The sequence below is a fragment of the Mycobacterium sp. E2327 genome, assembly GCF_001672675.1.
Taxonomy (GTDB): domain Bacteria; phylum Actinomycetota; class Actinomycetes; order Mycobacteriales; family Mycobacteriaceae; genus Mycobacterium.
The window spans coordinates 25,513-37,518 of sequence record NZ_LZKE01000067.1; the positions used below are offsets into that span (position 1 = coordinate 25,513).

Here is a 12,006-nt window from a genome sequence, read left to right on the forward strand (position 1 = left end):
AGATTACTCACAGGTAACCTACGGATTCGTAGGTTACGATAGCGTAGGTATTGCACCGACGACATGACCGTAGGGAGATGACGACGAGTGGCAATCACAGACGTCGACGTATTCGCCCATCTGACGGACGCTGACATCGAAAGCCTGGCAGTTGAGCTGGATGCCATCCGCCAGGACATCGAAGACTCTCGAGGGGCGCGCGATGCCCGCTACATCCGTCGCACCATCGCCGCGCAGCGCGCGCTGGAGGTGGCCGGCCGCGTGCTGCTGGCCGCCAGCTCGCGCCGCTCGGCGTGGTGGGCCGGCACCGTGACCTTGGGCGTGGCCAAGATCATCGAGAACATGGAGATCGGCCACAACGTCATGCACGGCCAGTGGGACTGGATGAACGACCCGGAGATCCACTCCTCGACGTGGGAGTGGGACATGAGCGGGTCGTCCAAGCACTGGCGCTACACGCACAATTTCGTGCACCACAAGTACACCAACATCCTCGGGATGGACGACGACGTCGGCTACGGCTTGCTGCGCGTCACCCGGGATCAGCGCTGGAAGCGCTTCAACAGCTTCAACCTGCTCTACAACACCATGCTTGCGCTGTTGTTCGAATGGGGCGTCGGCCTGCAGCACGTGGAGATCGGCAAGATCGTCAAGAAGCGGATGGACAACGAGGACGCCCGCAAACGCATCGACGAGTTTCTCGCCAAGGCCGGCCGACAGGTCGTCAAGGATTACGTCGCGTTCCCGGCGCTGACCGCGCTGTCGCCCGGCGCGACCTATCGGTCGACGGTGACGGCCAACGCGGTCGCCAACATCATCCGCAACGTGTGGGCGAACGCCGTGATCTTCTGCGGCCACTTCCCCGATGGCGCAGAGAAATTCACCAAGACCGACATGATCGGCGAGACCAAGGGCCAGTGGTACCTGCGCCAGATGCTGGGCAGCGCCAACTTCGAGGCCGGCCCCGCGCTGCGGTTCATGAGCGGCAACCTGTGCCACCAGATCGAGCATCACCTGTATCCCGATCTGCCGAGCAACCGGCTGCACGAGATCTCGGTCCGGGTGCGCGCGCTGTGCGACAAGTACGACTTGCCTTACACCACGGGCTCTTTCCTGGTGCAGTACGCCAAGACGTGGCGCACGCTGGCCAAGCTGTCGCTGCCGAACAAATACCTGCGCGACGACGCCGACAACGCGCCGGAGACGCGCAGCGAGCGGATGTTCGCCGAACTGGAGCCCGGTTTCGCCGGCACCGACCCGGCGACCGGACGCCGGCGCGGGTTGAAGACCGCCATCGCCACCGTGCGGGATTGGCGGCGCGCCAAGAAGGAAGCGAAGCAGGGCCGCAGGGACGACCTGGCCGCGTAGCGTGCCTCGCCGAGCGTGCACCCAGCGCGGATTTTCACCCAAATCCTCGCGGTGAGTGCACATTCGGCGCCTGGGTCCTAGGCTCGATGCGGGACTAGGAGGCACGCGATGTTCGCAGCGTTCGGATTCGAAACCCTCGGTGTCGTCGTCGGGGACATGTACTTCGTCGACCCGCGCCCGCTCGCCGGTCAGGAGACGCCGGAACGGGGAGTCAGGCTCGAACTGCGCCTGGTCGACCGGGGCGAGCCGCAGGGATCGATCTACGCCGGCGTCCCGATCGCCTTCACCCGGCCGGTGTGGCGGGTGGACCTCTTCGGATCCACCGAGAGCCCGCCGGGCACGCTGGACCGGGCGCATCACCATCCGCGTTTCGACGGCTGGGAACCGGGCCGCCGCAACTTCGTCCCCGAGCTGACCGCAGACCCGGTGTCATGGCTGGCCGGCCAGTTGGCCGACCCGGCCGCCGTGCTGGAGCGGGCGGGCGTCGACGTGAGTGAGGTCAGCGAGGCCGATTTGGCCGGGCTTGCCGCGACGGCCCCGGAGATCGTTGCCGCGGTGAAGCGAATGCTGGACGGCGTGCGCGACGGCGAACTGGCCCCCGCGCCGGCCGAGCCCGTCGCCGCCGCCCGCACCGGCTGGCTCTGATCCGTTTCGATTTGCTAGCCGGCAGGTTCCGGATAATCTAACTGCTGCCGCCTAGATGAGGAGTCAGCAAATGAAGAAGACCGCGCGCTTGACCGGCCCGCTCGCCGCCGTCCTGGGCGGTATCGCCGTCTTTGCAGCCCCACTCGCGAACGCCGACTCAACGGATGACAACTATCTGCAAACCCTGAAGGATAAGGGGATCACCTGGGCGAGCGGCTCGGACCAAACGATGGTCCAAATCGGGCATGCGGTTTGCACCGACTGGGCTCACGGGTTCACGTTCGAGCAGACCTTTGCCGACGCCAAACAGGGCCTCCCGCAGTTGGCCGACGCCTCGCTCGCCAAGATCATGGGTGCGGCGACGGGTGCGTACTGCCCGCAGTACTCCAGCAAGTTTGACTGATCGAGCGCTGCGGCTGGCCGGCCTGACCGGGTTTCAAGGGAGGCGCTACTTGTCGACGAAGCTGCCCTACGCCCGCGAGATGTTCTCTGGTTGAACGCGGCCCATATCGTTCGGCGTGGCGTCGGCCACCTTGATGGCCAGGGCATCCCGCTTCGCGCCGAGTTGTTCGGCCGCTCTCGGTAATTCGGGGTTGGGCTCGACCACCATCAGAGACGACGTCCTGACTTAGGTGAGGCTAGAGCCCGCTAGCCTGAGTGTTCCGCGGAGAAGACGTCGATCGCACGCACGGGTGTCAGCATCACCAGCGGGATCTGACGGCTAGTTGATTTCTGATAGGCGAGGTACGGCGGATACAGGTGCGCCATGTAGGCCCACACCTCATGGCGTTCCTGGCCTTCGGGCTCCCGCCAGGTGGCCTCGAATGCCTGGGTGGCGATCTGAACGCCGATCGTGTTGCTCTGCAAGACATTCAAGTACCAATCCGGATGCGTGTCGGCGCCTCCCTTGGATGCGACGATCACGATCTCCCCGCCGACGTTGCCGTAGATCAACGGTCTGACATAGGTCTTACCCGATTTGCGACCGACAACCTTGATCAAGCAGTGCGTGGTCAGTTCGCGTCCCCCGACCGCACTCACATCCATGATGTGGCCGCGCGTGCCGCCGGAGCTTAGGTACGTCTCGAGGTGCTCGCGGATCCAGTCACTGCGCGCCGCTCGGATCGATGCCGCATCGGCGTCGCTCATGGATGACTCCTCCCGCAAACGAAGCGAGGCCGCACGACCGCGGCTCCACGACTGATCTTGCCAGGCTGACCGTGTTGCCGTGTGTCGTCACTGTGCGGAACCATCGTTGGTCAGTCGTCGAAGAAACTGACCACAGGCCCTGGTGATCCGCGCGCCGCAGCGCGCAGTGGTCCATGACGGAATTGAGTCGGGGCTCCGGATGCGGCTTTTCCCGGATCGGTACGGTGACCTGGTGGCGCAAAGACGCCTTGAAGCGGATTGCGGTCCGCTACTTGTTGACGATGACGGCGTTCTGATCAGGGCGCACGGCATTCCCTACGCGACCGCCGAGCGATTCGCCGCGCCGGTTTCCGCGTCACCGCATACCGATGTGCGCGATGCGACGAGGCGCGGTCCGGTGTGTCCGCAGTTGCCGTCGCGTTTGGATTTCGTGAATGGTCCGCTGGTTGACGGTCTCGCCGTCAGCGAGCAATGTCAGATACTCAGCGTCACAGCGCCTTGCGGCGCTCGGGGGCTCCCGGTGATGGTGTGGTTCCACGGCGGGGCGTACCTGTCGGGCAGCGGAGAGGCACCCAAGTACGACCCCGATGCGCTGGTCGGGGAGGGTCGCGTCGTCGTCGTCACCGTCAGCTACCGGCTCGGCATCTTCGGATACCTCAACCCCAACGCGGGCGGGGAAGCGAACTTGGGACTCCGGGATCAGATCATGGCGTTGCGCTGGACCCAGCAGCACATCGCGGCGTTCGGCGGCGACCCATCGCAAGTGACGATCTTCGGCCAGTCGGCGGGCGGAGATTCGGTGTTGTCACTGATCCTCAGTGAGGAGGCGACGGGCCTGTTCCACCACGCCATCCTGCAAAGCGCCCCGCTCGGTGTGCGAAGCGGCAGGGAGGCGATGACGGCGGCAATGCGAGAAGCGGTGACCGGCGCGCTTGGCGGTGTGGACCCCGGCGAGGCCAGCGTCGGGCAACTGCTCAACGCTCAAACCGCCGCTGTGACAACGGCACAGCGATTTGGCCTGCGCGGTGGGTTCCCGTTCGCACCGATCGCGGGCATCGACCCGCTCCCTGCCTCCCGCGACGAAGGCCGCAAACTCGCCGAAGCCGCAGCCCGGGTTGAGGTGCTCGTTGGCTTCGCCCGCAACGACGCGGACGCGTTCGTCGCCATGGACTCGCGAGGGCAACGGCTCCAGCGTCTTGGCCCACCGGGTCGGGCCGCCGCCCGACTGCTCGGCGACGTGGTGACCCGGCGGATATTTGGCCGGCCGGCGCTTGAACTCGCCAAATCCTGGATTTCAAATGGCGGTGCCGCCGCGACTTTCCGCGTGGACTGGTCACCGCCAGGCGCGCCCTTTCGCGCATGCCACTGCATCGAGCTGCCGCTGCTGTTCGGGTCGCCAGAGTGCTGGGCCGACGCGCCAATGCTCGGCCCCGAACCTGACCCCATTGACCCCGATGTGGCTCGCAAGACGCGCGGTTACTGGGCCGCCTTCGCGCACGGCGGCGCCGCTGCGCTAGGGAGCTCGTCGCTTCGAATCTGACACACTTGTCGAATCACCTCAGCCTGCGACCACCTTCTCGGCCAGCGCCGCGAGCTTGTCATCGAGCTTCTCTGCCGCACTGAGCAATTCGTCGTTGGGCTCGACGACCATCAGCGACGACGGCTTCACGTAGGTAAGGCTGCTGCCGTCGCCCTCGTCGGTCAGGAACAGCTCGACCGGGGCGAACAGGCCCGCGGTCACGTCGTGGCGCAGCATCGTGATCGCGATCAGCGGGTTGCCGAGGATCACCCGCAACGCCTTGCGGTCGACGCCGGCCCGCCCGATCCACGCGCCGTGGTCGAACAAACCGAACAACATGAATCCGCTTGGCCCGACGTATTGTTCGACCTCCTGCCGATACGATTCCCAGTCGTCATGCGTCTTGGCGATCTCGTTGATCGGTACCGGTTTCTCGCCGATATCGGCCAGTAGCGCAGCGACCAGCTCGTCGAAACCCTTGACGCTGTCGTAGCGGACCCGCACGCCGTCGAACTTGATTTCGGTGCGCTCAGACATGTTCGGCCTCCCTGTCGTGGTTTTGTTCGAACATCGAGCGGTGCTCGTTGACGAAATCCTCGACCGTGGTGAGCGGGCGGCCGATGATCTTCGGCGCCGCATCACTGATGCCGGCCAGGCGCCCTTCGCGTTGGTCGATCGCCACCGCCTCGAAGTGCCTCAGCTTGGCGGTGTCGTTAGGAATCCCGATAAGATCGAGAAACGTTGTCGCGGTGACATTTTCGAACGGGAGTTCTCGACCGAGGACGCGCCCGACATCGGCGGCCAATTCCTGGTGGCTGTACTCGACCGGTCCGGTCAGGGTGTACGTCCGGCCGCCGTGTCCGTGCGGATCGCTCAAGATGGTGGCGGCGGTCAACGCGATGTCTCGTGCGGCGATTGGAGCAAAGCGACTGTCGGCGTCAAAGGGCATGACATAGCGGCCGGCGCGGATCGACGCGGCGATGTAAGTCAGCCATTCCATGAAGAACGTGACCCGCAGATTGGTCGTCGGAATCCCCGACCAGTCGAATACCTGCTCGGAGAGCCAGTGATTCTGCGTGGCCTTGCTCCGGGCCCGCGGTCGCGACTGAATGTGGCTCATGTTGACGATCAGCTCGAGGTTTTGCTCCCTGGCCGCCTGGGCGAACATCACCGCCGCTTCCACGAGTCCCTCACCGACCGGGAAATTGAAGTAGGCGCGCCGCACGCCCTCGAGTGCCGCGCGCACGTCACCGAGATTGAGCTGGTCCCCGAACACAACTTCGGCGCCGGCATCGCGGAGACGTTGGGCGCGATCGTCGTCCCGTCGGACCATCGCCGTGACCGGCAGTCCGCGGTCGAGCAGGTACTCGACCATCGGACGGCCGGTATCACCATTGGCGGTGGTCACCAGGATCCTTGTCATGGCCGCGGTTAGCCCAACCGCTCGATGATGGTGGCGTTGGCCATGCCGCCGCCCTCGCACATCGTCTGCAGGCCATAGCGTCCGCCGCGCTGGTGCAGCGCGTTGACCAGGGTGGTCATGATGCGCGCGCCGCTGGCGCCCAACGGGTGGCCGATCGCGATGGCGCCGCCGTTGACGTTGGTCTTGGCTAGGTCGGCCCCGGTGTCGTGCGCCCAGGCGAGGACGACGGGCGCGAACGCCTCGTTCACCTCGAACAGGTCGATGTCGGCCAGCGTCAGCCCGGCGCGGCGCAGCACCTTCTCGGTGGCCGGGATGACCCCGGTCAGCATGTACAGCGGGTCGGAGCCCACCACGGTGGTGGTGTGGATGCGCGCCAGCGGACGGAGCCCGAGTTGCTTGGCGACCTCGCTGGTGGTGATCAGCACCGCGGCGCTGCCGTCGGACAGCGGCGACGAGTTACCGGGCGTGATCTCCCAATTGATCTGCGGGAAGCGCTCGTTCACCGCGTCGCTGTAGAACGCCGGCTGCAGGGCGGCCAGCGTCTCGACCGTGGTGCCGGGCCGGATGATCTCGTCGGTGGCGAGCCCGGCGATCGGGATCAGCTCGTTGTCGAACAGCCCGTCCTTGGTGGCGCGGGCGGCCTTGTCGTGGCTGCCGGCTGAGAACTCGTCGAGCTGGGTGCGCGAGAAGCCCCACTTCGCGGCGATCAGCTCGGCGCTGATGCCCTGTGGGACAAGCCCGTCGGGGTAGCGCTGCGCCATGTCGTGACCGAACGGGTTGCTGCCGGGCAGCACCGAGCTACCCATCGGGACGCGGCTCATCGACTCGACGCCACCCGCGACGACGAGGTCGTAGGCGCCGGCGAGCACGCCCTGCGCGGCGAAGCTGATCGCCTGCTGGCTGCTCCCGCACTGCCGGTCGATGGTGACGCCGGGAACCGACTCCGGGAATCCCGCGCCCAGCAGCGCGTTGCGCGCGATGTTGACGGCCTGGTCGCCGGCCTGGGTGACGGCACCGGCGATGACGTCGTCGATGCGCTCCGGGTCGACGCCCGTGCGGGCTACCAGTTCGCGCAGGCTGTGTGCCAGCAGGTCGGCGGGCAGCACGTCGTGCAGCGCGCCGCTGGCCTTGCCCTTGCCGATCGGGGTGCGTACGGCACCGACGATGACGGCGTCGCGACCTTGAACCATGGCTCCTCCTTGAGGCCTAGTAGCTAGGTATTGCTAGCTGTACCCAGATAAACATCTGGGTACACTAAAATCAACTCAGACCGGGAGGTGATCTACATGACATTCCTGCAAGGCGCTCTGGCGGACCGCGAGAAGTGGTCGCCGGTCGGTGAATGCGCGATCGAGAAGACCATGGCGGTGGTCGGCACCAAATCCGCGATGCTGATCATGCGCGAGGCGTACTACGGCACCACCCGGTTCGACGACTTCGCGCGCCGGGTCGGCATCACGAAGGCGGCCACGTCGGCGCGGCTTGCCGAGCTCGTCGAGCTGGGCCTGCTGGAGCGGCGGCCCTACCGCGAGCCGGGGCAGCGCAGCCGCGAGGAGTACGTGCTCACCGAGGCCGGCGTCGACTTCATGCCGGTGGTCTGGGCGATGTTCGAGTGGGGCCGCCGCCACCTGGCGGGCCGTCACCGGCTGCGGCTCACGCACGTGGGCTGCGGCGCCGAGGTGAGCGTCGAAATCCGCTGCGCCGAGGGACATCTGGTGCCGCCGGGCGAGCTCGGCATGCGGCTGGCCAAGTCCGGCTAATCACGGGCGCGAGGGTGCGCAGATGTACGCCTATTACGGCGTGTCGGCGTACAAACACGCACGCTCGCCGAGCTGGTCAGGTCTCCCTGAGCACCGCGAGCAGCCGGCGGGCCGCGGCCACGCGGCGCACCGCCGGCCCGGACAGGGTGTCCAGCGCGCATTCCGGGTCGGCCGGCGGCCCCATGTGCCCGCAGCCCCGCGGGCAGTCGTCGATCGCCTCGGCCAGGTCCGAGAACGCGTCCAGCACGTCGTCGGGCCGGATGTGGGCCAGGCCGAACGAGCGGATCCCCGGCGTGTCGATCACCCACCCGGAGCCTTCCAGCGGCAGGGCGACGGACTGGGTGGACGTGTGCCGGCCCCTGCCGATCTCGGTGACCTCGCCGACGGCCCGATCCGCCTCCGGCACAAGGCGATTCACCAGCGTCGACTTGCCGACGCCGGAATGCCCGAGCAGCACGGTGATCTTCCCGGCGATCAGGCCGGCCACCGCCAGCAGCGGGTCGTCGACGCCGGCGGCGACCACCGTCAGGTCCAGGTCCACGAACTGCTCGGCGAACGGCCCCGGCGGCGCGAGGTCGGTCTTGGTCAGGCACAGGATCGGCGTCAGGCCGCCGGCGTAGGCGGCGATCAGCGCCCGGTCGACCAGCCCGGTGCGCGGCGGCGGGTCGGCGAGCGCGACGACGATCAGCAGCTGGTCGGCGTTGGCGACCACCACCCGTTCGGTGGGATCGGTGTCATCGGCGGTGCGCCGCAACACCGTTCGCCGCTCGCCGCGGCGCACGATGCGGGCCAGGGTGTCCGTGCGCCCGGACAGGTCGCCGACCAGGTCGACGTCGTCGCCGACGACGATCGGGGTGCGGCCCAGCTCGCGCGCCCGCATGGCGGTGACCCGGCGATCGGGCCGGCCGCCCAGCACGCACCCCCAGCGCCCGCGGTCGACGCTGACCACCATGGCGGCCTCGGCGTCGGCGTGCTCCGGACGGGTCTTCGTTCGCGGTCGCGAGCCCCTGCCGGAGCGGACCTTGACGTCGGACTCGTCGTAGTCGCCGGGCCTCAACCGCCGGGCTCCGGCTCGATTGCCCGCCTCCTCCTCGGGCCGCCGATGCGGCCCGCATCGTCACCGGGCGCCAACATGCGGGCCCACAGCTGCGGGAACTCCGGCAGGGTCTTGCCGGTCGAGCCGATGTCGTCCACCTCCACCCCGGCGACGCGCAGCCCGACGATCGCGCCGGCCATCGCCATCCGGTGGTCGGCGTAGGCGCGCCAGGTGCCGGCGTGCAGCGGTTTCGCGGTGATCACCAGGCCGTCGGGCGTCTCGGCGCAGTCACCGCCCAGGCGGTTGATCTCGGCGCTCAGCGCGGCCAGCCGATCGGTCTCGTGGCCCCGCAGGTGGGCGATCCCGGACAGGCGTGACACCGATCCCGGGGTGGCCAGCGCGGCCAGCGCCGCCACCGACGGCGTCAGCTCTCCGACCGCGCGCAGGTCGACGTCAAACCCGGCGTAATCGGGCGACCCGCTCACCTCGAGGGACGAATCAGTTTGCGTCACAACGGCATTCATCTTGCCCAGGACGCTCAGGATGTCGCCGGCGGGTTGCACGCTCCTCGACGGCCAGCCGGTGATGCGCACCGTCCCGCCGCTGACCACGGCCGCCGCCAGGAACGGGACGGCGTTGGTCAGGTCGGGTTCCACTTCCCAGTGACGGGCCGCGACCGCGCCGGCCGCTACCCGCCAGCGGTTGGCAACGGAGTCGTCGACGTCGACCCCGGCCTGGCGCAGCATCACGATCGTCATCGCGATGTGCGGGGCGGACGGCACCGCCGCCCCGGTGTGCTGGACCATCAGGCCGCCGGTGAACGACGCCGCGGACAACAGCAGGCCCGAAACGAATTGCGAGGACGCCGAGGCGTCGATGGCCACGGTGCCGCCCGCGACGGACCCGCCGCCCTGGACCCGGAAGGGCAGACCGTTCCCGTCGATCTTCACGCCCAGGCCGCGCAGGGCGTCCAGCAGCGGGGCGATGGGCCGGGCGCGGGCCTGCTCGTCGCCGTCGAACTCGACGACCGAATCGGCCAGGGCCGCCAGCGGCGGAACGAAACGCAGGACCGTGCCCGCCAGGCCGCAATCCACCGTGGCGCCGGGCGCCGGGGCGATCGCGCCGCTCACCGTCAGGTCGGAGCCGGGCCCGTCGACGCGCAGGCCCAGGGTGCGCAGCGCCCCGATCATCAGGTCGGTGTCGCGGCTGCGCAGCGCGCCCGTGATGGTCGAGGTGCCCTGCCCCTGCGCGGCCGCCAGCCCCGCCAGCACCAGCGCCCGGTTGGTCTGCGACTTCGAGCCCGGAACCGTGACGGTCGCGCGCACCGGTGCGGTCGCCTGGGGGGCCGTCCACGAGCTCACGTGCTTCATCCTGCCGTACCGGGCACTCAGGGATCGGGTGCGGAGCACTATGGAGGTTATGTGCGGACGTTTTGCCGTGACGACCGATCCGGCCAAGCTGGCCGAGAAGATCAAGGCGATCGACGAGGCGACCGGGGCGTCTGAACGCGCGGGCGAGCCCAACTACAACGTGGCCCCGACCGCGACCATCGCGACGGTCGTCACCCGCCACACCGAGCCCGACGACGACCCCACGCGGCGGGTCCGGCTGATGCGCTGGGGCCTGATCCCGCCGTGGGTCAAGGCCGGCCCCGACGGGGCGCCGGAGGGCAAGGGCCCGCTGCTGATCAACGCCCGCGCCGACAAGGTGACCAGCTCGCCCGCCTTTCGCTCGAGCGCCAAGTCGAAGCGTTGCCTGATCCCGATGGACGGCTACTATGAGTGGCGCGTCAATTCCGACGGCACCGGCAAGAAGTCGGCCAAGACGCCGTTCTTCATGTACCGCGAAGACGGCGAGCCGCTGTTCATGGCGGGGTTGTGGTCGGTCTGGAAACCAGCCAATGACGGTTCGCCGCTGCTGAGCTGCACGATCATCACCACCGACGCGCCGGGCGAACTCGCCGAGATCCACGACCGCATGCCGCTGGCGCTGCCCGAACGCGACTGGGACCGCTGGCTGGACCCGGACGCCCCCATCGACGAGGAGCTGCTCACCCGACCACCCGACGTGCGGGACATCCGCATGCGCGAGGTGTCGACGCTGGTCAACAGCGTGCGCAACAACGGGCCGCAGCTGCTAGAGCCGGTCGAAGAGCGATCGGAGCAAATGAAGCTCCTGTAGCCGGCAACCTCGCTACCATCGTGCACCAGTCCTGAGCCTGGCGCGCCGCCGGAGATGGGAGCCACCGACCCGATCTACGGCGTCTACGGGCCGACCGGCGGCTACCTGCCGCCCGGTGGCCAGCAGATCATCCTGGGCAACGCCGCCGGGATCGTGCTGTAGTAATCGACTGTCTTCGCGCGACAATCCTCGGCGCATCGTTTGTGTTTCGGCGACGGAGCTTCGCGTGCGGGCGCGGCTTAGTGTGTTCGTGTGAGTGGTTCGTACACGTACACGTTCGAGGACATCCAGCACCGCCCGGTCGCGGTGATCGGAGCCGGAACATTGGGCCGGCGCATCGCGCTCATGTTCGCCACCCGCGGCGGAACCGTTCGGATCTTCGCGCCGCGCGCCGAACAGCGCGCCGCCGCCGTGCAATACGTGACCGAGACGCTGCCGAAGGTAGTGGCCGACCGGGGCTTCGGCGAAGCGGGCAGCGCGGCCGGCGCGGGTTCGCTCGAGGAGGCATTGGCCGACGCCTGGCTCGTCATCGAATCCGTCCCGGAGAAGCTCGAGATCAAGATCGCGACATGGGACCAGATTGATCAAGCGGCGCCGCCCGACACCATCTTCGGCACCAATTCCTCGTCGTACCCCTCGCGCCTGATGGCCGCCGGCGTCCGCGACAAAACCCGGTTGTGCAACGTGCACTTCTACATGCCGCCGGAGGTCAACGCGGTCGACCTGATGTCCGACGGTCAGACCGACCGCGGGCTCCTCGACACGCTGCTGGCCGTGCTGCCGGAATTCGGCGTCTTCCCCTTCGAGGCGCGCAAGGAGTCCACCGGCTTCATCTTCAACCGGATCTGGGCGGCCATCAAGCGCGAGTCGCTGGCCGTGGTCGCCGAGGGCGTGGCCCGCCCGGAGGACGTCGACGGCATGTTTC

14 protein-coding genes are annotated in these 12,006 nt (G+C 68.0%); 7 read left to right on the top strand and 7 right to left on the bottom strand.

The genetic code is table 11. The features are described from left to right. Window positions 1-87 precede the first annotated feature (87 nt). The 3 genes from A5712_RS08010 (at window position 88) to A5712_RS08020 (ending at window position 2,416) form a co-directional block, all read left to right on the top strand. Window positions 88-1,368: a fatty acid desaturase gene (locus tag A5712_RS08010; RefSeq protein ID WP_068103306.1), complete on the top strand. Its 1,281-nt coding sequence runs from the start codon at window positions 88-90 to the stop codon at window positions 1,366-1,368. Window positions 1,369-1,476: 108 nt separating this feature from the next. Next, window positions 1,477-2,013, top strand: a complete 537-nt coding sequence (locus A5712_RS08015) for a hypothetical protein (RefSeq protein ID WP_068103309.1) — start codon at window positions 1,477-1,479, stop codon at window positions 2,011-2,013. A gap of 70 nt (window positions 2,014-2,083) precedes the next feature. Further along, window positions 2,084-2,416: a DUF732 domain-containing protein gene (locus A5712_RS08020; protein WP_197519329.1), complete on the top strand. Its 333-nt coding sequence runs from the start codon at window positions 2,084-2,086 to the stop codon at window positions 2,414-2,416. Window positions 2,417-2,482: 66 nt separating this feature from the next. Here A5712_RS08020 and A5712_RS30740 read toward each other — a convergent pair whose 3' ends face one another. Together A5712_RS30740 and A5712_RS08025 are read right to left on the bottom strand one after the other, a co-directional pair. Then, window positions 2,483-2,623 carry a hypothetical protein gene (locus A5712_RS30740; protein WP_156766473.1) on the bottom strand — a complete coding sequence of 47 codons (141 nt, stop codon included), beginning with the start codon at window positions 2,621-2,623 and terminating at the stop codon, window positions 2,483-2,485. A 38-nt stretch (window positions 2,624-2,661) separates the two neighbouring features. Beyond that, complete coding sequence (locus A5712_RS08025; RefSeq protein WP_068103313.1) at window positions 2,662-3,162, bottom strand: nitroreductase/quinone reductase family protein; 501 nt, start codon at window positions 3,160-3,162, stop codon at window positions 2,662-2,664. 142 nt (window positions 3,163-3,304) lie between these two features. Here A5712_RS08025 and A5712_RS08030 point away from each other — a divergent pair, with 142 nt between their 5' ends. Beyond that, on the top strand, window positions 3,305-4,702 hold the full coding sequence (locus tag A5712_RS08030; RefSeq protein WP_231982044.1) for a carboxylesterase family protein: 1,398 nt from the start codon (window positions 3,305-3,307) through the stop codon (window positions 4,700-4,702). Window positions 4,703-4,720: 18 nt separating this feature from the next. Here the strand turns inward: A5712_RS08030 and A5712_RS08035 are convergent, their stop codons facing one another. From A5712_RS08035 to A5712_RS08045, 3 genes are read right to left on the bottom strand one after another with little or no spacing between them, the layout of a single operon-like run. Continuing rightward, window positions 4,721-5,218: a DUF302 domain-containing protein gene (locus A5712_RS08035; protein ID WP_068103317.1), complete on the bottom strand. Its 498-nt coding sequence runs from the start codon at window positions 5,216-5,218 to the stop codon at window positions 4,721-4,723. After that, window positions 5,211-6,104 (bottom strand): NAD(P)H-binding protein, encoded by an 894-nt coding sequence (locus tag A5712_RS08040; protein ID WP_068103319.1) that lies wholly within the window; start codon window positions 6,102-6,104, stop codon window positions 5,211-5,213. Before A5712_RS08040 ends, A5712_RS08035 begins: the two co-directional genes overlap by 8 nt. 8 nt (window positions 6,105-6,112) lie before the next feature. Continuing rightward, the gene (locus tag A5712_RS08045; protein WP_068103321.1) at window positions 6,113-7,294 is read right to left on the bottom strand and encodes a thiolase family protein; all 1,182 of its coding nucleotides are present in this window, start codon (window positions 7,292-7,294) and stop codon (window positions 6,113-6,115) included. Window positions 7,295-7,390: 96 nt separating this feature from the next. Here A5712_RS08045 and A5712_RS08050 point away from each other — a divergent pair, with 96 nt between their 5' ends. Next, a complete protein-coding gene (locus tag A5712_RS08050; protein ID WP_068103336.1) occupies window positions 7,391-7,864 on the top strand; it encodes a helix-turn-helix domain-containing protein in 474 nt (157 codons plus the stop codon). 76 nt (window positions 7,865-7,940) lie between these two features. Here A5712_RS08050 and rsgA read toward each other — a convergent pair whose 3' ends face one another. Next, window positions 7,941-8,921 carry a ribosome small subunit-dependent GTPase A gene (gene rsgA, locus A5712_RS08055; protein WP_068103323.1) on the bottom strand — a complete coding sequence of 327 codons (981 nt, stop codon included), beginning with the start codon at window positions 8,919-8,921 and terminating at the stop codon, window positions 7,941-7,943. Next, on the bottom strand, window positions 8,918-10,261 hold the full coding sequence (aroA, locus tag A5712_RS08060; RefSeq protein WP_082973337.1) for a 3-phosphoshikimate 1-carboxyvinyltransferase: 1,344 nt from the start codon (window positions 10,259-10,261) through the stop codon (window positions 8,918-8,920). Before aroA ends, rsgA begins: the two co-directional genes overlap by 4 nt. Window positions 10,262-10,319: 58 nt before the next feature. Between aroA and A5712_RS08065 the strand changes: the two genes are divergently transcribed. Beyond that, entirely contained in the window at window positions 10,320-11,081 is a 762-nt protein-coding gene (locus tag A5712_RS08065; RefSeq protein ID WP_068103339.1) for an SOS response-associated peptidase, read from the top strand. 252 nt (window positions 11,082-11,333) lie between these two features. Next, window positions 11,334-12,006, top strand: a 673-nt coding sequence (locus A5712_RS08070) for a 3-hydroxyacyl-CoA dehydrogenase family protein (protein WP_068103327.1), incomplete at its 3' end; no start/stop codon positions are given.